This window comes from Ruegeria sp. C9 (genome assembly GCF_056537585.1).
This window is the reverse complement of the sequence record NZ_JBQFRU010000002.1, coordinates 139,467-164,968: the sequence shown is the minus strand read 5'-3', so window position 1 is coordinate 164,968 and position 25,502 is coordinate 139,467. Positions and strand designations below refer to the sequence as shown.

The window sequence follows — 25,502 nt, the reverse complement described above, 5'->3', positions numbered from 1 at the left end:
ATTAACCACTTTCGAGGATCAACCATGTCGCAAGACATCGACTACGGGAATCTGATGCACACGGCCATGCGAGGCCTGATCAAGACCGTCCTGACCGACGTGTCCGAAATCGGCCTGCCCGGTTCGCATCATTTCTTTATCACTTTTGATACACGGCATGAGGGCGTTGAGTTGGCCGATTGGCTGCGTGAGCGCTATCCAGGCGAGATGACGATTGTCATGCAGCACTGGTTTGAAAACCTCGAAGTCGGTGACGATGGCTTTTCGATTACGCTGAATTTCGGGGATGCGCCGGAACCGCTTTACATCCCCTATCTGGCGATCAAAACCTTCGTGGATCCTTCGGTTGAGTTTGGCTTGCGCTTTGAAAGCCCGGAAGACGAGGACGAAGAGATCCATGTGACGGAAGAGGCCCCGATTGAGCTTGAGGCCGAAGAGACGGAACCTCAGCATGATGCGGATGTGGTCTCGCTGGACAGCTTCCGGAAATGACCCAGAAAACCCCGCTTGATGCGGGGTTTATTCTTTTTGAAGGAATGTCTCGACCGAGCGCGACTTAACCCCATCACGAAACCGGGAAAATGACAGGTCGAGCCCGCCATCAGCTAGTGTCCGGTCAAATTGCTGAAGCTCATAGCCACCGTTTTCGGCTATGAACAACGAAAACACCGTCAGAGTATCTCCTTCGATCCGCCCCCAAACAAAGGGTTCCCCTTTCATCGGGTCAAGCGGCACCTCATGACCAAACACATTTCGCTTCATGGCCGCAGAATAAACATCGGGCCGATCCGAGCTTTGAAAATCAACCGAGTATTTCTCATCCTTGATGCGACCGTCGGCTTTGTAAGTCGTGGTGGTCCAACTCACGTTGAAGCCCCCTTTAATTTCCTGAATCGAAACGCTCATATCCCGAGGGGTCGCCGTACCATCCGCATCAACAACGTCGGCTGAACCGGTATAGTCGCCCACGAACGGCTCGATTCCCGTCGCCTGAGCGTGTTGCACAAATACTGCCAGCCAAAAACTCGCGGCAAACAATAACGCAAGCGTATACAAAGGGCTTTTGAGAAGTGACACGCGCATGGTTGCCTCCGTCAGGGTTATTGTCCCATCTTAACTTTAGCCCGCCGACGTACAATGGCACTGTTTTCGCTAACAGAAATTATTTGTAGCTGTGCTGCGTCTATACCTTTGCGCGGCCCAAGTTTAAGGTGCGCTCAACTGGCCGATTGCGCCACAGCCTTGCTGCGGGTAAACGGCATACGACTGCATACCAGACCGGAGCGACCGATGTCTCAAACCCGCACTGAATCCGACAGCTTTGGCCCGCTTGAGGTGCCTGCCGATAAGTACTGGGGCGCGCAAACGCAGCGTTCGATCATGAACTTCCCCATCGGCTGGGAAAAGCAGCCCGTCGCCATCGTGCGCGCGTTGGGTGTGATCAAAAAGGCCTGTGCAATTGAAAACAAAGCCATCGGCAAGCTGGACGCCAAGATCGCCGACGCGATCATACAAGCGGCCGGTGAAGTGTTCGAAGGCAAGTTTGACGACAACTTTCCTCTGGTCGTATGGCAAACCGGCTCGGGCACGCAATCCAATATGAACTCGAACGAGGTCATTGCGAACCGCGCGATTGAGATTATGGGTGGCGAGATTGGCTCGAAAGATCCCGTTCACCCGAATGATCACTGCAATATGGGTCAATCCTCGAACGATACTTTCCCCACCGCGATGCACATCGCCACAGCGATGAGTGTGCGCGATGTGTTGATGCCCGGGCTTGAGAAGTTCGCCTCGGCGCTGGATGCCAAGGCAAAAGAGTTTGCCGGTATCATCAAGATCGGCCGCACCCATACGCAGGATGCCACGCCGTTGACGTTGGAACAGGAATTCGGCGGGTATGCGCATCAAATTCGTCAGGGCATTGCGCGTGTAGAAGCTGCAATGCCCGGTATCTATGAACTGGCTCAAGGCGGTACTGCTGTGGGTACCGGTTTGAACACGCATGGCGGCTGGGATGAGGCTGTCGCCAAGAATATGGCCGATATCACCGGCCTGCCCTTTGTGACCGCGCCGAACAAATTCGAAGCTCTGGCCGCACATGATGCCATGGTCTTTTTGTCGGGCGCTTTGGCCACGATTGCCGGTTCCTGCTATAAGATTGCCAACGATATCCGTCTGTTGGGTTCGGGGCCCCGCTCAGGATTGGGTGAGCTTATCCTGCCCGAAAACGAGCCCGGTTCGTCCATCATGCCAGGCAAGGTGAACCCGACACAGGCCGAGGCGCTGACTCAGGTGGCCGCGCATGTGATGGGCAACGACGCAGCAATGAAGTTTGCAGGCTCGCAGGGCCATTTCCAGTTGAACGTCTACAACCCGATGATGTCCTATAACCTGCTGCAGTCGATCCAGCTGCTCGGCGATGCAACCGACAGCTTTACCGAGCGAATGCTGTTGGGCATCAAAGCCAACGAGCCACGCATCGACAAGCTGATGAAGGAATCCCTGATGCTGGTGACTGCTCTGGCACCGACAATCGGGTATGACAACGCCACGACCGTCGCCAAAACAGCGCACAAGAACGGCACAACACTTAAGGAAGAAGCCATTGCGTTGGGCTTTGTGGACGAGGCTACGTTTGATGCGGTTGTACGGCCCGAGCATATGATTGGACCCAAGGACTGATGGGTAAACCGGTTAACCTGAACCGGTTTCGAAAAGAAAAAGCGCGGGCTGAAAAAAAGGCCCGCGCGGATGCAAACGCTGCGAAACACGGGCAATCCAAAGCCGACAGGACCGTTGTAAAGCTGCAGCAAGACCGGCAGCGCCGGGATCTTGACGGTCACAAGGTCGACGAATGAGTGGACGTCCTGTCAAACGCTCCCTGACCTTGCAAGGTCATCGAACATCCGTTTCGCTTGAGGATGAGTTCTGGCAAGCCTTCCGTGATATCGCGCGGGAAAAAGATATCCCAATCAATGTCCTGGCGGCAAATATTGATGCAGAGCGCGACCCGGAAACCGGACTGGCTTCGGCCATTCGTGTCTTCATTCTGAATTGGTATCGACAAACCGATTGAGTACTTGATTTCAAACAATCGCGTCGCTTATCCTTGCGGAGAACAAAAAGGGTACATTCATGAACGATTTGGCAACGGGCCCAGATGGAAAACCTCGGTGTTCGTGGTGCAAGGCCGCCCCCGAATTCTTTGACTATCATGATAACGAATGGGGATATCCGGTTTCCGATGACAGACGACTGTTTGAGAAACTGTGCCTCGAGAGCTTTCAGTCAGGCTTGAGTTGGCGCACCATTCTGTCAAAACGCGAGAATTTCAGGGCAGCGTTTTATAAATTCGATTTCAATAAGATAGCTGAGTTTTCTGATGCCGATATCAATCGACTTCTGGACGACAAAGGCATCGTGCGTCACCGCGGCAAGATCGAAGCCGTGATCAACAACGCCCGCCGTGTGCAGGACCTTATCGCAACCGAGGGATCATTGGCAGCTTATGTCTGGAGGTACGAGCCCGAGACGCCACCCGCCCCGCAAAGCGCATCCACCTCGGCAGAATCCATTGCGATGTCAAAAGACCTGAAAAAACGCGGCTGGAAATTCGTCGGTCCGACGACCGTGTTTGCATTCATGCAGGCCATGGGGCTGATCAACGATCACGCCATTGGATGCGCCATGCACGAAAAAGCGGCGCAGATGCGCCGCGATTTCATCAAACCCGAATAGATTCCCCCCGCGATCAGATCGAAGCGCGGTAGATATTGTCGATATTGCCGCCGAGTGCCGCGTTGAAATCCGCATCAGATTGCTGCTTTGACAATCCCTCGGTCAGTGCGCGCGAGAATGAGGCGATCATTTTGCTGTTTTGGCCAAGCAGGTCGCAGGCCTGCTCGGTCGAGTATCCGCCGGACAGCGCCACAACACGCAGGACGCGCGGGTGATCAGCCACCTCATCATACAGGTTGGCCTGGCTGGGGATCGTCAGCTTCAGCATCACTTCCTGACCCTCGACCAATTGATCCAGGTTCTTCAGAATTTCTGATTTCAGAATGTCCTCAGCCTCGGCCTTGGTTTCCGAGTGGATGTTTACCTCAGGCTCGACAATTGGGACCATTCCCGCATCAGTGACCACGCGTGCGACCTGGAACTGCTGCGCGACAACGTCGGCAATGCCCTGCGCGTTGGCTTCGTGGATAACGGAACGTTCCTTGGTGCCAAAAACACCATCTGCTTTGGACAACGTCTCAGCCAGACCCGGGATCGGCTTCATCATCTGAACACCGTTTGCCTCATCCTCAAGTCCTTTGTCGATTTTCAGAAATGGCACGATACCTTTTTCGGACCACAGGTAATCCGCGACCTTCTTGCCGTCGATTTCTTCGCCCAAGGTCCGTTCGAACAGGATCGCACCAATCACTTTATCCTTGGTGAAATCGTCAGCCAGAATGATCCGAGCGCGCATCTTCTGAATCTCGCCGAACATCTCTTCGTCTGATCCGTAATCCGATGCTTCAACACCATACAAAGCCAGCGCTTTGGGGGTTGAACCGCCGCTTTGGTCCAGTGCTGCGATAAATCCTGCGCCTTCGGACATCTGCGCGCGCTGTTCTGCTTTCGACATAACTCAATCCCGTTCAATATGATTCCGCATTTTCAATCCGCATACAGCATGCCGAAGAGCGATGGTAGTTTGTTAGCGCTCAACCAAGCGCAACCAAATTCCGTCTTTCGATCTAACGGTCAAATGCGCGACCGGTACCGGCGTTTCGTCTGGTATTGTTTCGAATCGGTAACGACGCAAGAGCATCGATAAGATCAAAGGACCTTCTACCATCGCGAACCCTGCGCCCGTGCAGACCCGGGGGCCAGCCGAAAAGGGAATATAGGCCTCGCGCTGGCATTTCTTTCCGTTTTCCGTCGTCCATCGCGTGGGGTCGAAATCGTCCGGCCGGTCCCAAAGCCTTTCGTGCCGATGTAAGTGCCAGGGGCTTACAACGATCTGAGAACCCTGCGAAATACCCCGATCACGGAAGCGTTCAGGACATGTCGCCTCGCGCACCATCATTGGAACTGGTGGATACAGGCGCAAAGCTTCACGAAACACATCGCGGCTAAGTTTTAGTTGGGACATGGTTGAAAACTCGGGCATGTCCAGAGCTTTCGCTTCCTCAGCCAGCTTTTCCTGCCAGTCCGGATACATCGCTATCAGATAGAGCGTCCAAGCCAGTGCAGACGCGCTGGTTTCATGCCCCGCCAAAAAGAAGATGGCGACCTGATCGACCATTTCCTGCGCATCAAACCGGTCTCCAGTTTCCGGATCTGTTGTCGTCATGATCTTGGTGGCCAGATCATCGGGGGCCGATCCGTTTTCGATTGCTATAGCGCGTGCATCCGTCAATCGGCTGATCAGATCCCGAAACTCGCTGGCGGATTGGCGGGTTTTGCGAGAATGAAAACGGGGCATCCAGCTTGGAACGGGCAAGAAGGCGGCCAGGTTCAGCAAGGGCTGTTCGCGCTGATAGATTCTGAATTTATCGAAGACCTGCGCGGCAACCTCATGTTCGATAGGAACCGAAAACAGGGTGCGGAAAATCACATCCGCCGCGACATGGCTTGTGATTTCTTCACATTCCACCTTCTGCCCGACCCTACCTGAAAGCCGATCCGCACAAGCCTGCGCCGCATTTAACATTGCGGGAAACGTGTCTTTCAAACGTCCGCCTTCAAAGGCGGGATCAATGATCCTGCGCTGCCGTTTCCAGACTTTGCCATTGGTCAGGAACACGGACCGGCCCAATAAGGGGCGTAAGCCTTCGCTGATGCGATTTGATTTTGGAAACGCATCCGGGCGCTCTTTCAGAACTGCGCGGATCAGATCGGGTTGGTTGACCATATACGAGCGAAAGAACGGCGTTCGGAATTCAGCCATCCACGCTCGATATAGACGCTGGGGCTGAGCAGACAGCAAGTCTTGCCGAAACAGACGTAGATACCGCCACAACGAGACCTTATCTGGTCGTGTTTCGGGCTTTGGGGGCGTCATGCTTCCACCGCGATGTATTTCGAAACAGCCCGCTCAATGCGCGATCGTGATGGGGCGCGCCTTTCAAACCGCTGTTTCAATGTTTCAGGACCTGCGGTGATGCGGAAATAGTCATAAAGTCCAGGTTGATCGAACGCACAAAGATATTGAAAGTGCAGGCGAAAAAAGCGCCAACGCAATTGCTGCCATCGCGCAGGGGACAGTGTTTGGGTGAAGGCCGCAGAAAGAACCAGCGGCCCGCATTTTTTGGGGCCAGCGACGCCGCTGACCGCGACCGGATCGCACAACGCAAACGCGCAGCCATCCCCTGGTGCAGAGACATCGATCCAAGTCATATCCGCGCGTTCGGACAGATATTTAAGATCAGCGCGAAGCGTGTGTGCCTGCGGTAGAAACGAAACCATTGGCACCACCTGCCCCAAGGTCAGAAAGGATAAGACTGGCTTATCCTGTACACCGCCCCGTCGTCGTAAAACATCTGCCAACACTGACACACCAAGATGGGCGCCAGAGCTGTGACCTACGACCAGCACCTCATCGGTGTCTGTGTCCAGCGTCTCGGTGATCAGGTCAGAAAACTCCCGCAGCCTCGATTGCAGATCTTGCGAGTACGCGCCGTATAGCTTCGCCGAGTGGGCATAGTCATGCATGAGGTAATAAGCGAACAGTCGATTATCGATCTTTCGGAACCATTGCATCAGAGCATAGATTACCCCGGCAGCAGGTACCAAAGACCACCACCCAACGAGTGGTTTCAATACAGCGACTAAACCCCAAGCAATAAACAACGATGCCAAAAGCTGCAGCAGCAGCATTGCCACCGGGTATAGCGCCGCAATTACGGGCCCCTTGCGCAGCTGCATCAGCCGCCAAAGCGTACCGGTCGAGATATATATCCAGGCGGTTCTCGCCAGTTGCAGATAGGTTGCCGGAATCGATTGAGCCATGCTGTCACGCACGATATCGGACCAGACCAGAACCTGAACATCTGCATCAACAGGACTGCCGTCCTGCTGAGAAGTCACCTGCCAGCCGTAGGGACCTTCGCCCGCCCTAGCGCTAATATCGATCTGGTATCCCGATATCTCAGCCTGGGCGTGCCCCTCTTTGCGGTAGAGCTCTCGATATCGGCGCGGATGAATCGGGTCGTAGCCGGGAATGTAAAACACCCGGCGTTTGCGCACCTGCGGTTTGGATTGCTGACTGCTCATTACCCGGCCCTCTGCGCCAAAGATTAGCGCAGCGTTGACGCCAAGGTAAGACCTGGCGTCTATCCATCCGCGTTTAATGCCAGAGGGTTAACCGAGGTTTGCCAATGCCGGGAATGTTTCCAGCAGCCACCAGCTGAATTCGGTGAACAAACCGGTGACAAGCATGATGCCAACAAACAGCAGCAGCCCGCCCATCACCTTCTCGATTGTGCCCATATGCGGTTTGATGCGGTTCATAACCGCCATCGAGCGGTTCAGGAACATCGCAGCCAGCAAGAATGGAATGCCAAGGCCTGCCGCATATACGCCGAGCAATACGGTGCCACGCGTGACTGATGCTTCGGAGGCGGCCAGCGACAAGATTGCACCTAATTGTGGGCCGATGCACGGCGTCCAACCGAAGGCGAAGGCCAGTCCCAAAATATATGCCCCGAACACAGATCCGCTGGAGTCACCCGTATCAACGCGTGCCTCACGATCCAACAAAGGAATACGGAACACGTTCAGAAAGTGCAGGCCAAAGACAATGACGACAGCACCCGAGAGTTTGGCGAAAAGCACCTGGTTCTGAAGGACAAACGCCCCAAAGACCGAGGCTGTGAAGCCTAGCAGCAGGAACACTGTCGATAGACCCAAAACAAAAAACAGTGCCGCCAGGGTCGCCTTGCGCCGCGCGCGCGCCTCATCCTGCATCTCGTTGATAGTCACACCGCTCATATACGCGAGGTACGGTGGCACAATCGGCAGCACGCAGGGAGACAGAAAACTTATCAACCCGCCCAGCATGGCGATAAACATGGCAGGCAGAAGGCCCGCGTCTATGATCTCAATTCCGAACATGACTCAGCACATAAGTTATCGCGCGGGTTTCGTCACGAGGCCATTCGGTCACATCCTCGTGGTTGCGCGCTGGACAGTATGGCTCGTTAGAAATATCTCAGCCCCATGACCAATGAGATTGAAACACTGGATGCGTTGGGATTGTTGTGCCCCCTGCCTGTTTTGAAGGCTCGGAAGCGCCTGAAATCCTTGCCTGCGGGGGGTATGCTGCGCGTGCTGGCCGATGATCCAGCCGCGATTATCGACGTACCGCATTTCTGCACCGAATCTGGCCACACACTTGTCTCGCAAGACACAGTGGATGGTCATCAGATATATGTGATCCAAAAATCGGCCTGAGGTTTCTTTGGAACGCACGCTAATGAAAAAAGGCGGGCCAGTTGGCCCGCCTTTTTCTTACTGTCCCAATGACCACCACCCTCGGCGCTTTGGCTTGGCCGGCGCGGGTTCGGGTTCGTCTGCCACTGCCTCCAAGACCGGCTCTGGGGTGGCAGCCTCAATGACTTCGGGTTCTGCTGCCACGGTCGATTCTTCGGCTTCTTCGGCAACCAGTTCAGGCGCTTCAGCAGGTTCCTCTGGCACTTCTTTGGCGACTTCAGAAGCCGACGTTGCTTCGGCGATCTCAAGCTCTGATGGTGCATCAGCACTATCTGGCTCAGCGGCTGGTTCGATGCTTTCAGACTCATCGGCTGGCTCTTGCTGTTCAGCCTCGGCGGCCTCAGCATTGACCGGCTCTTTCTGCGGATCGGAGTTCGCATTATCCGCTTCGGTCTGCGTTTCGCTTGCTTCGACTGTGGCCTCAGTATCCTTTTTGCGTCGGCGCGGTGCCCGGCGCTTTTTCGGTTTGGCCGCTTTCTCAGCATCTTCCTCAGCAACAGGCTCAGCCTCGGTCTGCTTGGTATCGACGCTCTCAGCTTCGTTGCTCGAGTCGGTTACACTGTCTGCGTCAGACTCGTCCGCATTGCCATCCGGCGCGTCACCATTGCCCGAACTCTTCTTGCGCCGGCGCCGACGCCGTTTACGCTTGGGCTTGGTCTCTTCCTCGCTCTGAACCGCAGTTTCTTCTTCGGTTTCGTCCTCATCCGTGGCGTCGACCATATCCATCAGCGACGCATCAACCGAAACCACCGGCGCAGTTGCTTCAGGAACAACGCGGCTAGCGGTCTTGAACTTCTCCATCGAGAAGTCGGGGCTGACCAAATGAACGTCCCCTTCGATCCGAACCGACAAACCATACCGCGCTTCGATCTGCGCGATATGTTCGCGTTTCTGGTTCATCAGGAAGTTGGCGATGCTAACCGGGCAACGCACCAATACCTCACGCGAACGGCAGCGAGTGCCTTCCTCTTCAATCTGGCGAAGGATTGACAGTGCCATATTGTCGTCCGATCGGATCAGGCCGGTACCATGGCAAGACGGGCATGGCTGGGTCGTCGCCTCGAGCATTCCAGGACGCAGACGCTGACGGCTCATTTCGAGCAGTCCAAAGCCCGAAATCCGGCCCACCTGAATACGGGCACGATCCGTTTTCAGCTTGTCTTTCAGTCGTTTCTCAACGGCCGAGTTATTTTTGCGCTCGTCCATATCGATGAAATCGATCACGATCAGACCGGCCAGATCGCGCAGACGCAATTGGCGCGCCACTTCTTCGGCGGCCTCCAGATTGGTCTTCAACGCGGTTTCCTCGATCGAACCTTCTTTGGTCGCCCGACCCGAGTTCACATCGATCGCCACCAGCGCTTCGGTCACCCCGATCACGATATAGCCACCGGATTTCAGCTGAACCGTCGGGTTGAACATCCCGGCCAGATAGCTTTCCACCTGATATCGCGCGAATAGCGGCAGCGCGTCTTCGTATCGCTTCACGTTCTTGGCGTGCGACGGCATGATCATCTTCATGAAGTCTTTGGCGATGCGATACCCGCCCTCGCCTTCAACCAGAACCTCATCGATGTCGCGATTATACAAGTCGCGGATCGAGCGTTTGATTAGGTCGCCTTCTTCATAAATTTTCGCAGGCGCAATGGATTGCAACGTCAGCTCGCGGATCTGCTCCCACAGTCGTTGCAGGTATTCATAGTCGCGCTTGATCTCTGATTTTGTCCGCTTGGCACCCGCCGTACGAACGATCAGACCCGCGCCCGTGGGCACGTCGATTTCAGCGGCAATGTCTTTCAGTTTCTTCCGGTCAGCGGCATTGGTGATCTTGCGGCTAATTCCGCCGCCCCTTGCGGTATTGGGCATCAGTACGCAGTACCGACCCGCCAAAGACAGATACGTGGTAAGTGCCGCACCCTTGTTGCCGCGCTCTTCCTTGACCACCTGCACCAGCAGGACCTGACGCACCTTGATAACTTCCTGAATCTTGTAGCGGCGCGGGCGTGGCTTGCGCGGAGGACGGATATCCTCGCTATCGTCTTCGTCCGCCACCGACTCGATGGTATCGTCTTTCGAAGCCGCGTCAGCGCTTTTGCTTTCTGTCTCGCCATCCGCCTCGGGCTCATCGCCAGAAGCTTCCGCATCTTCTTCGTCAGACTTGGCTTCGACCTCATCCGAAGGTTCTTCTTGGTCGGTATCAGTTGCTTCGACAGGCGCGTCTTCCGCTACTTCAGCAGTCTCTTCTCGCGCTTCCGCCTGCTGATCTAGATCTTCGGACTTGGCTTCTTCGGTCGGAGCTTCTTCAGCAACAGGCTCGGCGGCATCCTCAGGCTCTTCCACCGGCGTCTCGGCAACGATTTCCATCGGAGACGTCCCTTCGGGCACCTCCGTCTCTTCACCGTCATCCAGATCGATGGTTTCCATTCCGGTCGGCTCTGAGGAAACCTCCAGCGTCTCAACCGGATCGTCCGTCTTGACGTCAGCGGCCTTCGAGCGCGAACGCGACCGGCGCTTCTTGGGCTTTGTTTCCTCGGCCTCATCCCGCGCCTTCATCGCCTCAGCATAGGCGCGCTCTTCCTCCATCAGCGCCTCGCGGTCAGCGACGGGGATCTGGTAGTAGTCGGGATGTATTTCGGAAAACGCCAGAAACCCGTGCCGGTTCCCGCCGTAGTCCACAAATGCCGCCTGCAGCGACGGCTCAACCCGTGTTACTTTTGCAAGATAGATGTTGCCAGCAAGCTGGCGTTTGTTTTCGGATTCAAAGTCAAATTCCTCAACCTTGTTTCCGTCGACCACCACAACGCGGGTTTCCTCCGCGTGGGTGGCATCGATAAGCATTTTCTTAGCCATGTGTCCTTGGTGCACCGCGCCAAACGCGTTGTCCTGACCCGTCCAGGCGGACAGGCGCTTTTGGGGAGGTGTCTTGTACGGGCGATATCGGACGGCGCGCGGCAGGGTCTGGCGCTTTGGCCCCCTGCCCGTATACTCAATCGTTGCGCGCGCGTCATCGCGGTTCTTCTCCGACAGGCGCGTCTATATGCGGCCTGCCCATTTATTCCTTTCACCCGCATAGACGGGTTCAGGCGTTCATCTGCCCCATTGGGGCATAATCGGTCTGCCGCGCCGCGCGGGATCTATCCTCACCATCAGCTCAGCAGCGAAACTCAAAACACGGGGCTTGCAGGCACAAAATACCCGGCCCGTTCGATCACAATAAAAGCAGTCCTGTGGAAAAGACAATGGGCAAACTGCATCGCGACCCAAGAACGCGCCGAAGAGTCCCTTCATCTGTTCAGAAATATCCAGGGGTTGAATTGAACCGCAGGCTCAAGAGGGGCCAGCCCCCTCCTCCACCTTCACAGGTAGTCCGAACGCTGCAACCCGTACTTCGCCATCTTTTCGTTCAGTGTCCGGCGTGGCAGGCAGAGTTCTTCCATCACCGAGGCGATCGATCCCTTGTGACGGCGCATCGTATTGTCGATCAGCATCCGCTCGAAGGCTTCAACATATTCCTTCAGCGGCTTGCCTTCAGTTGTCATCACTGGCTGCATCTCTTCGTGATCCGACATCAGCAGCGAAGCAATTGTCCCCGACCCGCGCCGCGACTGTAGCACCGCACGCTCAGCAATGTTGATCAACTGCCTCACATTCCCGGGCCACGGGGCCTGAAGCAGCTGAGCCGCTTCCTGCGCACTGACCTGAGGCGCGTCGCAGCCATATTCCTCTGCGAACTGTTCGCTCAGACGGGTGAACAGCGTCAGGATGTCCTCACCCCGCTGTCGCAGCGGAGGCATGGTGATGCGCAGCGCCGCCAACCGATAGAACAGATCGGGACGCAATACATCTTCTGAGGTTTTGCCCGCTTCCTGCAGGTTCGAAATCGCTACGATCCGCGTTTCCGCAGGGGTACCCTGCTCGTTCATAACGCTCAGCAGACGGGCCTGCAGCGTGTCGCTCAGCGCTTCGACATCCTCAAGAACCAGCGTACCGCCGCGGGCCTCTTCGATGGCGGGCAACTGCGTGTCTTCGGGGAGCATCGGGCCAAACAGGCGTTTCGACAGCGCTTCTTCCTCAAGTGCTGCGCAAGAAACCAGGACGAATTTCTTACCCGCCCGGCTACCAACCGCGTGCAATGCATGCGCCACCAAAGTCTTTCCGGTTCCGGTTTCCCCATCGATCAGGACATGACCATCCGCCTGCCCTAGATCCAGAATATCTTCACGCAACCGCTCCATGACGGGGCTGGCACCGATCAGCTTGTTCATAATCTGCGTACCGCCAGACAGCTCACGCCGCAGGGCCCGATTGTCCAGCGTCAGGCGTCGTGCATTGCTGGCGCGTTTGGCCAGTTCGGACATGCGATCGGGGTTAAACGGCTTTTCAAGGAAATCGAACGCCCCGACACGCATCGCCTCTACGGCCATTGGCACGTCGCCATGTCCCGTGATCATGATCACCGGAAGCGTGCTATCGGCCCCCATCAGCTTTTTCAGCAGTTGAATGCCATCCATTCCAGGCATCTTGATGTCAGAGATCACGATCCCGGGATATTCTGGCCCCAAGACCTTGAGCGCATCCTCGGCGCTTGAAAAGGTTTCGGTGTCGTACCCCGACAAAGCCAGCCACTGGCTGATCGACTGGCGCATGTCCTGTTCATCATCCACGATGGCGATTTTCATGGCCTGTGCCATAGTCACTTCCTCTATTCCGCGGCCTCAAGGCCGTCGCTTCCCAATATGGGCAATTGCATCTCAAACACCGCGCCACCCTGTTGGCCGTTGCGCGCGGTCAGCCGTCCGCCATGGTCGTTCACGATCCCGGACGAGATGGCAAGCCCCAGACCAACGCCGTCCCCCGGGCGTTTGGTCGTATAAAACGGCTCGAACAGGTTTTCGATATCCTCGATCCCGTGGCCATTGTCCCGCACGGTCAGTACCGCAGTTTCACCTGCAGCGAGAATGATCTCGACATCCGGCTCATCCACAGACTTGGTCGCATCCAGCGCATTGCGCAAGAGATTGACCATAACCTGTTCGATCCGCATCCGATCACCCATCACTATAACAGGTTCTTCGGGCAAAATCTGGGTTATCTTCACATGCCGCTGACGCAGCTGCGGTTCCATCATCGACAGGGACGACGCCAGCGCTTCGCCAAGATTTACTGGCGAAAACGCATCTGCACCTTTGCGCGCATAGGATTTGAGTTGGCGCGTGATCGCTCCCATCCGCTCGATCAATCCGTCGATCCGCCCAAAGCTGGCCAACGCCTCTTCGGGCCGGTTTCGACGCAAAAGCAGACGCGCGCCGGCCAGATAAGTTTTCATCGCAGCCAGAGGTTGATTTAACTCGTGACTGACTGCCGCAGACATCTCTCCAAGTGCTGCCAGTTTTGAGCTCTGGGCAAGGGTTTGTTCGGCAACTTCCAGCGTCTTTTCAACACGTTCACGCTCAGCGATTTCCCGCTGCAGCCTTACGTTCAATGCGCGAAGCTCCGCCGACTCGCGCTGGAACAAGGTCATGCGCAACGTCGCTCTGCGGCTGAGCGCATAGAAGGTCAGTGCTAGAAGAATCGCAAAGGCCATGATCTCAAGCGCCAGAACGCTGTTCACCCGCTCGCGGATCGACGAATAGGTGGTGAACGAGGTCATTTGCCAGCCCCGGAACGGAATGCGGGTCTCCATCCGCATCACAGCCTCGCCCTGAAGATAGGCATCGGGGGGCAAAGCGCTCCAATCGGTTGTGGCCCGGATTGCGCGCTGGATCGCGTTCTGAGGGGGTTGGCGCAGCATGGCACCGCTTTCATCCAGACCACGCCACTGAGGCTCGGTCGAGAGGATGATCGTACCAGTACTGTCAGTGACCATCACCGCATCAGAAATACCTGCCCAGGCGCGTTCAAATTTCTGCAAATCAACTTCGACAACGATCACGCCAAGGATCTCTGCATTCGCCTCGATTCGCCGCGAGTAGACAAAGCTGTAACCGCCGGATTCACGTGGAATAACCGAGAATATAGTGGCATTCGACCGGATAGCATCGATGAAGTAAGGCGAGTTCCGGTGGCTTTCCTGCAACCGGTTCCGGTCGGTTGCAGCACGTGTCAGGCCATCCCCATCCAGCAAAACCAGCGAGGCCGCCCCGATTTCTTCAACGAAAGAGATCAGGCGCTGGCTCGACAGCGTGTAATCGCTGGATTGCAGGGCCGAAATCAGGGTGGGGTCACGGGCAAGCAACTGCGGCACTATGGCGTTTCGTCGCAACTCACTCAGCAGGTTGCCGGAATACAAGGCTAACCGCAGTTCGGCGCGGTTTCTGGTCGATTCGGTGAAGCGACTGGTTAGCAGACTGTTGGTGATCCACACTGTGGCGACAGTAGCAAGCAGCAACAAAAACACGGCAAGACGCAGCCGCCAGCCCATAGGCGCGCCGCGAAACCGGTTCAGAAACCCTTTGCTGTCTGCTTGATCTTCCGCGCTCATGTACTGACGCTACGCGTCCCGACTGATGACCTCAAGTCACGCGGGCGTCAGCACCCCGGCCAATGCGCGGAAGAGCGCCGTCCCGTCGGTGCCTCCGTGGCCTGAATCCGCCGCCCGTTCTGGGTGGGGCATCATACCTAACACGCGCCGGTTGTGCGATAAAATCCCTGCAATATCGTCGCGCGAACCATTGGGATTCTCGGCATATGTGAACGCAATGCGATCCTGATCTTTCAACTCGGCCAAGGTCTCATCGTCTGCGAAATAATTGCCATCGTGATGCGCAATCGGGATATCGATCACATCCCCGGCATTGTACCCTTCAGTAAAGGCGCTATCGCTGGTTTCGACCTTCAGTCCGATCGTTTTGCAGATGTATTTCAGACCGGCGTTGCGCAACAGCGCGCCAGGCAGAATTCCGGTTTCGGTCAGAACCTGAAAACCGTTGCAGATACCGACGGCATAGCCACCACGCTCGGTATGCGCGGCCAGCGCTTTGCAAATGGGCGACTGGGCCGCAATCGCGCCGCAGCGCAGATAGTCACCGTAAGAAAACCCACCCGGCACACCGACGATATCTATACCCTCGGGCAGCGCGGCATCCTTGTGCCAGACCATATCGACGGAAAAACCGGCCTGCTCGAAGGCGACGGCAAGATCACGATCGCAATTGGAACCGGGGAAAACGATGACGGCTGCGCGCATGGCGGACCCTCCTAGGTCAGAAAAACTTAGAGCAGTTCGATCTCAAAGCGTTCGATGACCGTATTGGCCAACAGCTTTTCGCACATCTTGGTTACGTCCGCTTCGGTCGAGCCGTCGGCCAGTTCTAGATCGATCACCTTGCCCTGACGGACACCTTCGACCTGATCAAAGCCCATCGCACCCAATGCGTGACGCACAGCCTCGCCCTGAGGGTCCAGAACCCCGTTCTTGAGCATCACATGCACACGTGCTTTCATTTTCGAGAACTCCACTGATGGACCGCGCATCGATCCGTTTCGTTGGGCGCGGGATACCCCGCTTGGGCTTGTCGGACAACCCTGTCGATATGAGACAGGATCAGTTGATCAGCGTTGGTTTTGTGACATTGCTCTTGGGCAGAACACCAAGGCGGCGGGCGACCTCAGAATACGCATCAGTCAAACTACCCAGATCACGGCGGAACACATCTTTGTCCAGCTTCTGACCGGTTTCGATATCCCATAGACGGCAGCTATCGGGGCTGATTTCGTCCGCAATGATCAGTCGTTGGAAATCGCCTTCGAACACGCGCCCGATCTCGATTTTGAAATCGACCAGACGAATACCAACCGCCAGCATCACGCCGCTCATGAAATCATTAACGCGCAGTGCAAGGCTCAGGATATCGTCCATATCCTGCTGGCTCGCCCAGCCGAATGCCGCAATGTGCTCTTCGGTCACCAACGGATCACCCAGCGCATCGTCCTTGTAGCAGTATTCAACAATCGGGCGCGGCAGTTGAGTACCCTCGGCGATACCGAGGCGTTTGGACATCGATCCGGCGGCATAGTTGCGGACGATCACTTCCAGTGGAATGATCTCACAATTCCGCACAAGTTGTTCCCGCATGTTCAGACGGCGAATGAAATGCGTCGGAACTCCGATCTGGGCCAGACCGGTCATGAAGAATTCGCTCAACCGGTTGTTCAGAACGCCCTTTCCATCGATCACGTCTTTCTTCTCGGCGTTGAAAGCTGTGGCGTCATCCTTGAAGTACTGCACGATGGTGCCCGGCTCGGGACCTTCATACAGGATCTTGGCTTTACCTTCGTAAATCTTCTTGCGACGCGCCATGAGCGACCTTTCCAGTCTGGGGAAAGGGAATGAGTCCCTTCACGTTGGCGCCCTCATAGTGCAAGCCCCGCTTTCCCGCAAGTTCGCAACCCCGAGAGGCTTTGACGCAGCGCAAATACCTTGCGCACAGGGCGTCGTATAGTCATATCATCAGAAAAGAACATCTAACCCAAGAGGTCCCCAACCAATGACCACATTCGACGAACGTGAAGCCGCGTTTGAAAACAAATTCGCTCATGACGAAAAGATGCAGTTCATCGCCCGGATGCGCCGCAACCGATTTATGGCTGTATGGGCCTCGGCGCTGAAAGGCGAGACTGTGGAACAGGCGCGAAAATACGGGCAGGAATTGGTCCACACCGACCTGCAAAATGTCAGCGAAGACGATGTTGTCGAGGCGGTCAAAGGATACCTCGGTGACCTCGCGGATGAGGCTAAAATCCGCGAGAAGATGGTCGAACTTCTGGTCGAAGCCAAAGAGCAGGTGATGGCAGAAGCCGAGTCCTGATGCCTGAGCTGCAAAACTCATGATCTTCATGAGTTTTATGAATTTGATTTGACGCCCCGGTCATGAGACACGGGGCGTCTCATATTTTGACGGGCTGTGGCCCCAATTTTGGAATACTCCAATGACAAACGCGCTCAGCAACCTTCTGGAAACCGTTGACGTCATTCTGGCGGATGGCGCAACCGGGACGAACCTGTTCAACATGGGCCTGCAATCAGGCGATGCGCCGGAATTGTGGAACGTCGATGCGCCTGACAAGATTCGTGCTCTGTATCAGGGCTCGGTCGATGCCGGCAGTGATCTGTTTTTGACAAACACATTTGGTGGAACAGCCGCGCGTTTGAAGTTACACGACGCCCAGAACCGCGTGGCCGAGCTGAACCGTATTGGCGCTGAACTGGGTCGCGAAGTCGCTGACAAGGCAGGTCGCCCGATCATCGTGGCCGGCTCTGTTGGCCCGACCGGCGAGATTATGGAACCTGTCGGCAGCCTTTCACACGCCGAAGCCGTCGAGATGTTTCATGAACAGGCTGCGGCGCTAAAGGCTGGAGGCGCAGATGTTCTGTGGCTTGAGACCATAAGCGCGCCGGAAGAATTCCGGGCTGCGGCAGAAGCGTTCGCTCTGGCAGATATGCCGTGGTGCGGCACCATGAGTTTTGACACGGCTGGCCGCACAATGATGGGTGTTACATCTTCTGATCTGGCAATGATCGTGGAAACTCTGCCCAATCCTCCGGTTGCGTTCGGGGCGAATTGCGGCACTGGTGCCTCGGATATACTGCGGACGGTGCTTGGGTTCGCTGCCCAAGGAAACGAACGTCCACTGATTTCCAAGGGCAACGCAGGGATCCCGAAATATGTGGACGGTCATATCCATTATGACGGAACGCCTGAACTGATGGGCCAGTACGCCGCCATGGCGCGCGACGCAGGTGCAACGATCATTGGCGGTTGCTGTGGCACTATGCCTGCGCATTTGCGCAAAATGCGCGAGGCGTTAGATAACGGTCCGCGCGGCGAACGCCCGACCCTGGATCAGATCGTATCGGCACTTGGTCCGTTTACCTCAGCCTCAGATGGCACTGGGGACGAGGCCGTTCCCGAACGGCGCACTCGTCGCCGCCGCCGGGCCTGATTGAATGATCAGCGCCCTTCGAATTTCGCAGGGCGCTTTTCCAGAAAGGCTACGACGCCTTCGGCAAAGTCTCGGGTACGTCCGCATTCGCCCTGCAGGTGGGCTTCGGCTGCAAGTTGCTGAGGTAATGTTCTATCGTAAGTTCCCCGGATCGCTTGTTTGATCGCGCGAAACCCGGAGGTTGGACCATTCGCCAAATACGCAGCTCTCTTGCGCCAATGAGCGTCGAACTCATCATCCGCAACCGCTTCCCAGATCAATCCCCATTCATCCGCCTGGCGCGCGCTGATCTTGTCTGCAAACAACGCTGCACCCATCGCTTTGGCAAACCCCATCTGACGCGGCATGAACCAGGTGCCGCCTGCATCAGGCAGCAGACCGATCCGAGCGAAAGCTTGCAGAAAATAGGCACTCTCGGTTGCTATCACCACATCGGCACAAAGCGCCAGGTTGGCCCCCGCCCCCGCCGCAGGCCCATTAACAGCCGCTATTGTTGGCACGGGGCAATCATAGACCGCCTCAAGCATCGGTTCATATTCGTCGCGAAGCGCGCGTTCGAGGTCGATCTTTCCTGTGCTCGACGCGTCACCCAAATCCTGACCTGAACAAAAGGCAGGTCCAGCACCGGTCAAGACGATCGCGCGAGCGTGTTGCGCGGCATCTTTCATTGCGTAGGTGATCTCGGCCCGCATCTGCGTCGTCAACGCATTCATCTTATCCGGCCGGTTCAATGTCAAAACCGCCAAATTATCAGTAATGTCCAGAAGGACCGCTTCGTATTCCATGCAAAACCTCAGCTGCGCAGCGTTCTGCAAAACACTGACGCAAATGCGGAAAAAGGAAAAGAAGAACCGCGCGTCAGTCTTCCAGAATTCGGCGCAGACGCTCTTGTTCTTCCTCACTAAGGCCTTCTGAATGCGCTACTTCCTGATGCTGCGCACGCTTGCGCAAAAAGTTCCACCCCATGCCGGCCGCTATCAGCAGCATGACAGGAGCCGACAGCCATAACAACAGATTGGCGCCGGTCGCGGTAGGTTTCAGCAGCACATATTCGCCATAGCGATCAACGATGAAGTCCACAACTTCTTGATCAGTATCCCCCGCAACCAGACGTTCTCGCACCAAGATACGCAGATCACGCGCAAGTTCAGCATTGCTTTCGTCAATGCTTTCGTTCCGGCACACCAAGCAGCGCAGACCGGTACTGATATCCCGTGCTCGTGTCTCGAGCGCCGGGTCGTCAAGCACTTCATCCGGCTGAATAGCCATGATGGGGGATGCAATCAGCAGAAGGATAACAAGCAGGCGCTTCATTCGGCAGGAACCCCGCTTGCAGGCGTTTTCCGTGCACCGGCTGCAACACGGAAACGGCGATCCGACAGGCTGAGCACACCGCCCAGAGCCATGAGGATACATCCGCCCCAAATCCAGTTGGCCAGAGGTTTGATATAGGTTCGCATCACCCAGCCGCCATCAGCTTGTTGATCCCCGATCACAACATATAGATCGCGCAGAAAGCGGTAGTCGATCGCAGCCTCAGTTGTCGGCATCCGTGCCACAGGGTAGTCGCGCTTTTCCGGGTTAAGAGTCGCGATATAGCGCCCGTCCTTCTCAACAAGCACATCCGCCATGGTTGAGAAATAGTTCGGCCCCTGTACCTGACGCACATCTTGCAACGTCAACGTAAACTGCCCCACTTCAAAAGGCTGACCCGGTTGAGCGACACGAATATCCTCGACTTCCCAAGCGGTTAGGCCTGCGATGGCAAACATGGTGACGCCCAAACCACTATGGGCCACCGCCTTACCCCAGTCTGCGCCGGGCAGTCGAAACAGGCGTCCAAAACTGCCTTTGCGGCCAGTGCGGCTCCAAAGATCGACGATGGCGCCGAAGGTGATCCACGCCCCCAGGAACAAGCCCACGGGTCCCAATGCGCTGCGTCCGGTCTGCATCACCCAGACCAGTATCGAGATCGTGACCGCCAGTACAAATGCATAGCGCAAAGACCATGCCGCCCGGCTTAGCTTGCCCCGCTTCCACGGCAGCATTGCGCCGACGGGAAGAACGATTCCGAGAGCGACCATGAATGGGGTAAATGCCGCATTGAAGAACGGTGCGCCCACCGAGAGTTTTCTATCGAACGCCATCTCGGCCACCATTGGCCACATTGTGCCAAAAAACACGACAAAGCAGCTAACTGCCAACAAGATGTTGTTCAGAACCAATGCACTTTCGCGGCTGACCATTCCGAAGACACCCTTCGCCTCCATCGCCTGCGCGCGTGCAGCAAACAGGGTCAACGCACCGCCGGTAAAGATGATCAGGATGAACAGGATAAATACGCCGCGCTCAGGATCATTGGCAAAAGCATGGACCGAAGTCAGCAGCCCCGATCTCACGATAAAGGTACCGATCAGAGAAAACCCAAACGCGATGATCGCAAGCAAGATCGTCCAGCTTTTCAACGCCTCGCGTTTTTCCACCACGATGGAGGAATGCAATAGAGCGGCCGCCAGTAGCCAAGGCATAAAGCTGGCGTTCTCAACAGGATCCCAGAACCAGAACCCGCCCCAGCCCAATTCGTAGTAGGCCCACCAGGATCCAAGCGCGATACCGATCGTAAGGAAGACCCAAGCCGCCAATGTCCAAGGCCGAACCCAACGCCCCCAAGCCGCGTCCACCCGGCCCTCGATCAATGCAGCAACGGCAAAACTGAACGCCATGCTGAGGCCGACATAGCCGAGATACAGGAATGGCGGATGGAAGGCCAAACCGGGGTCCTGCAGCAGCGGGTTCAGGTCCCGTCCATCGAACGGAGGAACAGGCAGTCGGTCAAACGGGTTCGATGTGAAGAGGATAAAGGCATAGAAAGCCACTCCGATCGCGGCCTGAACGGCCAGCACCCGCGCCTTTAAGGTCGGAGGCAAGCCAGCGCCGAATATGGCGGCCATCGCGCCGAATATCGCTACAATCAGGACCCATAACAGCATCGAACCTTCATGGTTTCCCCAGGTCCCGGTGATCTTGTAGAGCATCGGTTTTGCCGAATGGCTATTCTCGACCACGATCCGCAACGAGAAGTCAGACGTGGTAAACGCCCAGACCAGCGCACCAAAGGAAAAGGCGGCCAAAATGAACTGCGTGATGGCGGCCGGTTCAGCGAAAACCATCCACCCGTTCCAACGGTTGGCAGCCCCGATCAACGGCACCACAGTTTGGACGATGGCAACGAGGAAGGCTAAGATAAGTGCGAAATGGCCGAGTTCTGTAATCATGGCCTGCTTATACTGCGGCACCGGTGCAAGTGCCATTCACATTCGCCTCGGATCACCGCACATAATGTCGCGCCTCAGGTCTTTCGTAGCCGCTTCCAGTCCTCCAATGCAGGGTTCGAATCCGGCTGGTTGACTGCTTCGGCCAACGATGCGTCCGAGCCAGTATCGGCGACACCCGGACTGTCATCGCGCAACCCGCGGATCGTTTCAAGATTGGCGATCACCTCAGGCGCCCTCAGCATTGTCGCGCTAATTTCTCTTTGAAAATCCTGCGCTTTGATCTGATGCCGCGCGCCAAAGTAAAACGACACGATCACCCCTAACAGCCACCACAGTGGCTCTGGCACCAGCGCAATTCCCTGCATTCGTGCTGCGAACCACAACGGATCGATCATGGCGGCCAGAAACAAACCCAATGTTCCCAAAGCCAGCGCCGGTCGCGGAAGGCGATTCAGCCCATCCATGAATCGATCAAACCTGGTTTTGCTTGGAGCTTGGAATTCAGTGCCGAATTGCGCCATGGCCGCACCGCGCAGTTCGACAGAACGCTCGGCACCGCTTTCTACATTTTCGCGAAACACTTCCGCAGTTTCGCGAACCACATTGCGACCTCCGCCAAACAAGAGCGCCAACAAACCCGAGATCAAACCCATCCTGAAACCCTTTTCTGAAACGCGTCCTCGCTCAGATGATACTTGGGCGATAAAAACTCTTCGGCACGCTTGATCCATCCGCCTTTGCCGCCCGCGCGTGTTCTGGCATATTTACGAAGAGCCATCCGCCGGTCTGCTAAACGGAAGTAATAGTTTCGTCTTGCGACCCCATAGGCATCGCGAAACACCAGAGGCTTTGGACTAGCCGCCTCGCGGCTCGCCTGCGCAGTCTGAGGGCCGATGACCCCGTCAACCGTAATGTCATACTCCATCTGCCGCAGCAGGTTCTGCAGGATTTCCACCGCTTGAGCTCCTGCATTGACGTACATGTCGAACACGGATGCCTGTACGGCTTCCGGCAGCACCTGAAGGCGTGGTTTCTCAAAATAGTGTTCCAGAAAAATATCGACGGCCTGCGCTTTGCTAAGCATGCGCACGTCTTGTTGCGTCACCGAACCATCTCGGTCCAGATCGAGACCCAATCTGCGCATGGTATGGATCGTCACCCCGTATTTCGTGGCACCGCCGGGATCATCGGGGTCATCCACAAAACCACCTTCCCGCGCCACGATCCCTTTTGCAATCTGCCGCACTGTCCGCATTGCCGCCCCCTCTGCCAAACTTTGGTAAACGGTCGGACAATTTCGTTAACACCACTGCAAAACAAAGGGCGCTGCCTACCTCTCGCACGCAACGCCCCGCTTCTTCTGTTTAGAAATTTTAGCGCCGATGGCATTCAGCGATGCTGCATTCAGCTATCGCCTGATTCCTGATAAACGCCTTGCTCTTTTAATGCGTCCACAACCTCTTTGGGCATGTAGGTTTCATCATGTTTCGCAAGGATTTCAGTGGCTTCAAAGACTCCGTTCACATAACTTCCGGTGCCCACCATACCCTGATTTTCCGAGAACAAATCAGGCAGAACACCGGTAAAAGCGACCTTTACGCTTTCACCGCCGTCGGTCACGACGAAATGCACAGTCTCACCCTGCCCGCGAATGATCGAACCTTCTTCGACCAATCCACCTATACGGAACACCTCGGTCGGTTTCGGCGGTTCTGCAATCACCTGACTGGGTGAGCGGAAGAAGTTGATGCCATCACGCATCGCATATCCGATCAGACCCGTCGCCAGTATCAGGGCCGCAACAGCCACTAGAATGACTTGTACACGACGACGTTTCTTAAGCGTTTTCATACCGTCCTCACGGGAACAAGGGGGCCATCATCAGACCCAGGGTTTCATCCTCACCTAACATCAGGTTGGCGTTCTGCAAGGCTTGCCCACTGCTACCTTTTGTCAGGTTATCCAATGCTGCCACCACGATTGCACGGCGTTCGATCCGATCTCCAACGACACCGATATGGCAGAAGTTCGACCCCCGCACATGGTGGGTCGAGGGCGTCTCGCCAAATGGCAGCATCTCAATGAAGGGCTCGGCTTCATAGGCCGATTGAAGTGTCTCATACACGCTCTGCGGGTCGCCCTTTACATAGGTTGTGGCCAGAATACCCCGGTTGGCCGGGATCAGGTGCGGTGTGAACTGCACATGCACCGTCCGTCCAGCCAGTTCCGAAAACTCCTGATCAAACTCGCCCAGATGCCGGTGCGTCCCGCCAACGGCATATGCGTTAGCCCCTTCACTGAGTTCTGCGTGCAATAGATTCTCTTTCAGCGCCCGACCTGCGCCCGAGACCGCGCATTTCAGGTCCAGAATAATGTCATCCAGATCAATCACACCCGCCGAAATCAGCGGGCGCAGCACATACTGGCCCGTCGCGGCATTGCATCCGGTCCCGGCAACCAGCCGAGCGCCGCGGATTTCGTCACGGTAGAACTCGGTCAGACCATAAACCGCCTCTTCCTGATGCCCAAGCGCGGCATGTGAATTACCATACCACTTCTCGTATTCGTCGCCATCGCGAAGCCGGAAATCTGCCGACAGGTCAACAATTTTCAAGGTGTTGGGCAGTTCACGAATGACTTCCTGACTGGTCTTGTGCGGCAAAGCGCAGAAACACAGGTCGATTTGGTTAAAGTCGATCTCGGAAATCTTGCAAAGCACCGGCAAATCCATATGGCGCAGATGCGGAAATACCTGCGCCATTGTCTGTCCAGCCTTCCGCTCGGCGGCCAGCGCTTTGATTTCCATATTCGGATGCCCGGCGATCAGCCGCACGAGTTCCGCGCCGGTGTAACCAGAAGCGCCAAGAATTGCGATTTTGTGGGTCATGTCAGACCTCTTTCATTCATGTGTCACATGGGGTGACCGCCGCTGTGACGGTCAACGAATTACGGAATCGGAAAAGCGCCGTCCTTGACCTAGGTCAGGCGGCTTCAAAGGTGATTTGTCGTCGGAGGAACTGAGTCGCGCGATCCGTGACAACGCCCGGCTTACCCGTTGTCAGGAAGCCATCGGTGCCCTCACCCAGCATATTCGGATGCCGTTGCAAGTAGTCTGCAAGGCTTTCCGCAACCAGATCACCCTGGCTATAGACTTTCACATCCGGTCCGAGCGCCTGCTGAAACGTCTCTGCCATCAACGGGTAATGCGTACAGCCCAGAATGGCTGCTTGCGGTTCTGGCATCTTGCGCTTCAGCGCATCCACATGGCTGCGTACCAAAGCCTCGGCCAAGATCATGTCGCCCTCTTCGATGGCGTCCACAACCCCGCCGCAGGCTTGCGCCTCGACATCAACCCCGATCGCCCGAAACGCCAGCTCCCGCTGAAACGCACGGCTCGACACTGTCGCGGGCGTCGCAAACAGCGCAACATGCTGCACCTGAACCTCACGCGGCGGAGAGTTGTCGCCCCATTGCCGTTCAGTCAGCGCCTCAATCAAAGGCACAAATACGCCCAGTACACGCTTTCCTTCTGGCACGCCCGCTTCTTGCATCCGACGCAGGGCGGCGGCGCTTGCGGTATTGCAGGCCAGAATCACCAGATTGCAGCCGCGATCCCAAAGGTCCTGCACAGCGTTTCGTGTCAGGTTAAAGATATCCTCGGCATCGCGCACACCATAAGGCGCATGCGCGCTGTCCGCGAAATAAAGAAAATCAACGTCGGGCAGACGTTTCTGCGCGGCGTTCAGGACGGTCAAACCACCCAATCCGGAATCAAAGATACCTACTGCCATTTGCCCC

Annotated in this window: 27 protein-coding genes; 8 read left to right on the top strand and 19 right to left on the bottom strand. The window is 56.2% G+C overall.

The features are described from left to right. The first annotated feature begins 24 nt into the window (after positions 1-24). The gene (locus tag ACR0NE_RS04950) at positions 25-492 is read left to right on the top strand and encodes a ClpXP protease specificity-enhancing factor SspB (protein WP_170595697.1); all 468 of its coding nucleotides are present in this window, start codon (positions 25-27) and stop codon (positions 490-492) included. Between the two features lie 27 nt (positions 493-519). On the opposite strand, the gene ACR0NE_RS04945 is transcribed toward ACR0NE_RS04950, so the two are convergent. Then, entirely contained in the window at positions 520-1,083 is a 564-nt protein-coding gene (locus ACR0NE_RS04945; RefSeq protein WP_170421470.1) for a hypothetical protein, read from the bottom strand. 207 nt (positions 1,084-1,290) lie between these two features. Here ACR0NE_RS04945 and fumC point away from each other — a divergent pair, with 207 nt between their 5' ends. The 4 genes from fumC to ACR0NE_RS04925 are packed head-to-tail and all read left to right on the top strand — an operon-like array spanning position 1,291 to position 3,741. After that, positions 1,291-2,685, top strand: coding sequence for a class II fumarate hydratase (gene fumC / locus ACR0NE_RS04940; RefSeq protein WP_170595699.1), 1,395 nt, complete (start codon positions 1,291-1,293; stop codon positions 2,683-2,685). Then, positions 2,685-2,861, top strand: coding sequence for a DUF4169 family protein (locus ACR0NE_RS04935; RefSeq protein WP_170393154.1), 177 nt, complete (start codon positions 2,685-2,687; stop codon positions 2,859-2,861). Before fumC ends, ACR0NE_RS04935 begins: the two co-directional genes overlap by 1 nt. Next, positions 2,858-3,079 (top strand): ribbon-helix-helix domain-containing protein, encoded by a 222-nt coding sequence (locus ACR0NE_RS04930; RefSeq protein ID WP_170393155.1) that lies wholly within the window; start codon positions 2,858-2,860, stop codon positions 3,077-3,079. The genes ACR0NE_RS04935 and ACR0NE_RS04930 overlap by 4 nt, the downstream gene beginning before the upstream one ends. 59 nt (positions 3,080-3,138) lie before the next feature. Further along, positions 3,139-3,741 carry a DNA-3-methyladenine glycosylase I gene (locus ACR0NE_RS04925; protein WP_170595701.1) on the top strand — a complete coding sequence of 201 codons (603 nt, stop codon included), beginning with the start codon at positions 3,139-3,141 and terminating at the stop codon, positions 3,739-3,741. 13 nt (positions 3,742-3,754) lie between these two features. Here ACR0NE_RS04925 and ACR0NE_RS04920 read toward each other — a convergent pair whose 3' ends face one another. The 4 genes from ACR0NE_RS04920 to ACR0NE_RS04905 all read right to left on the bottom strand — a co-directional run bounded on the left by ACR0NE_RS04920 (position 3,755) and on the right by ACR0NE_RS04905 (position 8,109). Next, positions 3,755-4,636 carry a fructose bisphosphate aldolase gene (locus ACR0NE_RS04920; protein ID WP_170595703.1) on the bottom strand — a complete coding sequence of 294 codons (882 nt, stop codon included), beginning with the start codon at positions 4,634-4,636 and terminating at the stop codon, positions 3,755-3,757. Between the two features lie 72 nt (positions 4,637-4,708). Next, entirely contained in the window at positions 4,709-6,058 is a 1,350-nt protein-coding gene (locus ACR0NE_RS04915; RefSeq protein WP_170595705.1) for a cytochrome P450, read from the bottom strand. Then, positions 6,055-7,269 (bottom strand): hypothetical protein, encoded by a 1,215-nt coding sequence (locus tag ACR0NE_RS04910; protein WP_170595708.1) that lies wholly within the window; start codon positions 7,267-7,269, stop codon positions 6,055-6,057. The genes ACR0NE_RS04915 and ACR0NE_RS04910 overlap by 4 nt, the downstream gene beginning before the upstream one ends. Positions 7,270-7,356: 87 nt before the next feature. Beyond that, on the bottom strand, positions 7,357-8,109 hold the full coding sequence (locus ACR0NE_RS04905; RefSeq protein WP_170393160.1) for a cytochrome c biogenesis CcdA family protein: 753 nt from the start codon (positions 8,107-8,109) through the stop codon (positions 7,357-7,359). A 105-nt stretch (positions 8,110-8,214) separates the two neighbouring features. Here ACR0NE_RS04905 and ACR0NE_RS04900 point away from each other — a divergent pair, with 105 nt between their 5' ends. After that, positions 8,215-8,448: a sulfurtransferase TusA family protein gene (locus tag ACR0NE_RS04900; RefSeq protein WP_170393161.1), complete on the top strand. Its 234-nt coding sequence runs from the start codon at positions 8,215-8,217 to the stop codon at positions 8,446-8,448. A 57-nt stretch (positions 8,449-8,505) separates the two neighbouring features. Here ACR0NE_RS04900 and ACR0NE_RS04895 read toward each other — a convergent pair whose 3' ends face one another. The 6 genes from ACR0NE_RS04895 to purC form a co-directional block, all read right to left on the bottom strand. Next, the gene (locus ACR0NE_RS04895; RefSeq protein WP_170595710.1) at positions 8,506-11,337 is read right to left on the bottom strand and encodes an Rne/Rng family ribonuclease; all 2,832 of its coding nucleotides are present in this window, start codon (positions 11,335-11,337) and stop codon (positions 8,506-8,508) included. Positions 11,338-11,843: 506 nt separating this feature from the next. Next, on the bottom strand, positions 11,844-13,178 hold the full coding sequence (locus ACR0NE_RS04890; RefSeq protein ID WP_170393162.1) for a sigma-54-dependent transcriptional regulator: 1,335 nt from the start codon (positions 13,176-13,178) through the stop codon (positions 11,844-11,846). An 11-nt stretch (positions 13,179-13,189) separates the two neighbouring features. Beyond that, on the bottom strand, positions 13,190-14,968 hold the full coding sequence (locus tag ACR0NE_RS04885) for a sensor histidine kinase (RefSeq protein WP_370644429.1): 1,779 nt from the start codon (positions 14,966-14,968) through the stop codon (positions 13,190-13,192). Between the two features lie 36 nt (positions 14,969-15,004). Next, positions 15,005-15,673 (bottom strand): phosphoribosylformylglycinamidine synthase subunit PurQ, encoded by a 669-nt coding sequence (purQ, locus tag ACR0NE_RS04880; RefSeq protein ID WP_170393163.1) that lies wholly within the window; start codon positions 15,671-15,673, stop codon positions 15,005-15,007. A gap of 26 nt (positions 15,674-15,699) precedes the next feature. Further along, positions 15,700-15,930: a phosphoribosylformylglycinamidine synthase subunit PurS gene (purS, locus tag ACR0NE_RS04875; RefSeq protein WP_170405579.1), complete on the bottom strand. Its 231-nt coding sequence runs from the start codon at positions 15,928-15,930 to the stop codon at positions 15,700-15,702. Between the two features lie 100 nt (positions 15,931-16,030). Next, complete coding sequence (gene purC / locus ACR0NE_RS04870; RefSeq protein ID WP_170393164.1) at positions 16,031-16,786, bottom strand: phosphoribosylaminoimidazolesuccinocarboxamide synthase; 756 nt, start codon at positions 16,784-16,786, stop codon at positions 16,031-16,033. 187 nt (positions 16,787-16,973) lie between these two features. Here purC and ACR0NE_RS04865 point away from each other — a divergent pair, with 187 nt between their 5' ends. Further along, positions 16,974-17,294 (top strand): DUF1476 domain-containing protein, encoded by a 321-nt coding sequence (locus ACR0NE_RS04865; RefSeq protein ID WP_170393165.1) that lies wholly within the window; start codon positions 16,974-16,976, stop codon positions 17,292-17,294. 121 nt (positions 17,295-17,415) lie between these two features. Next, entirely contained in the window at positions 17,416-18,429 is a 1,014-nt protein-coding gene (bmt, locus tag ACR0NE_RS04860) for a betaine--homocysteine S-methyltransferase (RefSeq protein ID WP_170595713.1), read from the top strand. Between the two features lie 8 nt (positions 18,430-18,437). Here bmt and ACR0NE_RS04855 read toward each other — a convergent pair whose 3' ends face one another. From ACR0NE_RS04855 to murI, 8 genes are all read right to left on the bottom strand, one after another. Further along, positions 18,438-19,214 carry an enoyl-CoA hydratase-related protein gene (locus tag ACR0NE_RS04855; protein ID WP_170393167.1) on the bottom strand — a complete coding sequence of 259 codons (777 nt, stop codon included), beginning with the start codon at positions 19,212-19,214 and terminating at the stop codon, positions 18,438-18,440. 73 nt (positions 19,215-19,287) lie between these two features. Then, a complete protein-coding gene (locus tag ACR0NE_RS04850; RefSeq protein ID WP_170405571.1) occupies positions 19,288-19,743 on the bottom strand; it encodes a cytochrome c-type biogenesis protein in 456 nt (151 codons plus the stop codon). Then, positions 19,740-21,704: a heme lyase CcmF/NrfE family subunit gene (locus ACR0NE_RS04845; protein ID WP_170596108.1), complete on the bottom strand. Its 1,965-nt coding sequence runs from the start codon at positions 21,702-21,704 to the stop codon at positions 19,740-19,742. Before ACR0NE_RS04845 ends, ACR0NE_RS04850 begins: the two co-directional genes overlap by 4 nt. A 74-nt stretch (positions 21,705-21,778) precedes the next feature. After that, the gene (locus ACR0NE_RS04840) at positions 21,779-22,357 is read right to left on the bottom strand and encodes a holin family protein (RefSeq protein ID WP_170595715.1); all 579 of its coding nucleotides are present in this window, start codon (positions 22,355-22,357) and stop codon (positions 21,779-21,781) included. Continuing rightward, positions 22,348-22,959, bottom strand: coding sequence for a holin-associated N-acetylmuramidase (locus tag ACR0NE_RS04835; protein WP_170595717.1), 612 nt, complete (start codon positions 22,957-22,959; stop codon positions 22,348-22,350). Before ACR0NE_RS04835 ends, ACR0NE_RS04840 begins: the two co-directional genes overlap by 10 nt. 149 nt (positions 22,960-23,108) lie before the next feature. Continuing rightward, entirely contained in the window at positions 23,109-23,555 is a 447-nt protein-coding gene (ccmE, locus tag ACR0NE_RS04830; protein ID WP_170405562.1) for a cytochrome c maturation protein CcmE, read from the bottom strand. A gap of 7 nt (positions 23,556-23,562) precedes the next feature. Beyond that, complete coding sequence (argC, locus tag ACR0NE_RS04825; RefSeq protein ID WP_170405559.1) at positions 23,563-24,591, bottom strand: N-acetyl-gamma-glutamyl-phosphate reductase; 1,029 nt, start codon at positions 24,589-24,591, stop codon at positions 23,563-23,565. Positions 24,592-24,685: 94 nt separating this feature from the next. Further along, entirely contained in the window at positions 24,686-25,495 is an 810-nt protein-coding gene (gene murI / locus ACR0NE_RS04820; protein WP_170405556.1) for a glutamate racemase, read from the bottom strand. Positions 25,496-25,502 lie beyond the last annotated feature (7 nt).

What these genes read in the sequence shown, in the direction of transcription:
- ACR0NE_RS04835 (WP_170595717.1), bottom strand. Translation starts at nt 22,959, where the DNA reads ATGCGGACAGTGCGGCAGATTGCAAAAGGGATCGTGGCGCGGGAAGGT.
- ACR0NE_RS04905 (WP_170393160.1), bottom strand. Translation starts at nt 8,109, where the DNA reads ATGTTCGGAATTGAGATCATAGACGCGGGCCTTCTGCCTGCCATGTTT.
- ACR0NE_RS04950 (WP_170595697.1), top strand. Translation starts at nt 25, where the DNA reads ATGTCGCAAGACATCGACTACGGGAATCTGATGCACACGGCCATGCGA.
- ACR0NE_RS04855 (WP_170393167.1), bottom strand. Translation starts at nt 19,214, where the DNA reads ATGGAATACGAAGCGGTCCTTCTGGACATTACTGATAATTTGGCGGTT.
- ACR0NE_RS04945 (WP_170421470.1), bottom strand. Translation starts at nt 1,083, where the DNA reads ATGCGCGTGTCACTTCTCAAAAGCCCTTTGTATACGCTTGCGTTATTG.
- ACR0NE_RS04895 (WP_170595710.1), bottom strand. Translation starts at nt 11,337, where the DNA reads ATGGCTAAGAAAATGCTTATCGATGCCACCCACGCGGAGGAAACCCGC.
- fumC (WP_170595699.1), top strand. Translation starts at nt 1,291, where the DNA reads ATGTCTCAAACCCGCACTGAATCCGACAGCTTTGGCCCGCTTGAGGTG.
- ACR0NE_RS04890 (WP_170393162.1), bottom strand. Translation starts at nt 13,178, where the DNA reads ATGGCACAGGCCATGAAAATCGCCATCGTGGATGATGAACAGGACATG.
- ACR0NE_RS04915 (WP_170595705.1), bottom strand. Translation starts at nt 6,058, where the DNA reads ATGACGCCCCCAAAGCCCGAAACACGACCAGATAAGGTCTCGTTGTGG.
- purQ (WP_170393163.1), bottom strand. Translation starts at nt 15,673, where the DNA reads ATGCGCGCAGCCGTCATCGTTTTCCCCGGTTCCAATTGCGATCGTGAT.
- ACR0NE_RS04865 (WP_170393165.1), top strand. Translation starts at nt 16,974, where the DNA reads ATGACCACATTCGACGAACGTGAAGCCGCGTTTGAAAACAAATTCGCT.
- ACR0NE_RS04850 (WP_170405571.1), bottom strand. Translation starts at nt 19,743, where the DNA reads ATGAAGCGCCTGCTTGTTATCCTTCTGCTGATTGCATCCCCCATCATG.
- ccmE (WP_170405562.1), bottom strand. Translation starts at nt 23,555, where the DNA reads ATGAAAACGCTTAAGAAACGTCGTCGTGTACAAGTCATTCTAGTGGCT.
- purS (WP_170405579.1), bottom strand. Translation starts at nt 15,930, where the DNA reads ATGAAAGCACGTGTGCATGTGATGCTCAAGAACGGGGTTCTGGACCCT.
- ACR0NE_RS04910 (WP_170595708.1), bottom strand. Translation starts at nt 7,269, where the DNA reads ATGAGCAGTCAGCAATCCAAACCGCAGGTGCGCAAACGCCGGGTGTTT.
- ACR0NE_RS04885 (WP_370644429.1), bottom strand. Translation starts at nt 14,968, where the DNA reads ATGAGCGCGGAAGATCAAGCAGACAGCAAAGGGTTTCTGAACCGGTTT.
- ACR0NE_RS04900 (WP_170393161.1), top strand. Translation starts at nt 8,215, where the DNA reads ATGACCAATGAGATTGAAACACTGGATGCGTTGGGATTGTTGTGCCCC.
- ACR0NE_RS04935 (WP_170393154.1), top strand. Translation starts at nt 2,685, where the DNA reads ATGGGTAAACCGGTTAACCTGAACCGGTTTCGAAAAGAAAAAGCGCGG.
- argC (WP_170405559.1), bottom strand. Translation starts at nt 24,591, where the DNA reads ATGACCCACAAAATCGCAATTCTTGGCGCTTCTGGTTACACCGGCGCG.
- ACR0NE_RS04930 (WP_170393155.1), top strand. Translation starts at nt 2,858, where the DNA reads ATGAGTGGACGTCCTGTCAAACGCTCCCTGACCTTGCAAGGTCATCGA.
- purC (WP_170393164.1), bottom strand. Translation starts at nt 16,786, where the DNA reads ATGGCGCGTCGCAAGAAGATTTACGAAGGTAAAGCCAAGATCCTGTAT.
- murI (WP_170405556.1), bottom strand. Translation starts at nt 25,495, where the DNA reads ATGGCAGTAGGTATCTTTGATTCCGGATTGGGTGGTTTGACCGTCCTG.
- ACR0NE_RS04925 (WP_170595701.1), top strand. Translation starts at nt 3,139, where the DNA reads ATGAACGATTTGGCAACGGGCCCAGATGGAAAACCTCGGTGTTCGTGG.
- bmt (WP_170595713.1), top strand. Translation starts at nt 17,416, where the DNA reads ATGACAAACGCGCTCAGCAACCTTCTGGAAACCGTTGACGTCATTCTG.
- ACR0NE_RS04845 (WP_170596108.1), bottom strand. Translation starts at nt 21,704, where the DNA reads ATGATTACAGAACTCGGCCATTTCGCACTTATCTTAGCCTTCCTCGTT.
- ACR0NE_RS04840 (WP_170595715.1), bottom strand. Translation starts at nt 22,357, where the DNA reads ATGGGTTTGATCTCGGGTTTGTTGGCGCTCTTGTTTGGCGGAGGTCGC.
- ACR0NE_RS04920 (WP_170595703.1), bottom strand. Translation starts at nt 4,636, where the DNA reads ATGTCGAAAGCAGAACAGCGCGCGCAGATGTCCGAAGGCGCAGGATTT.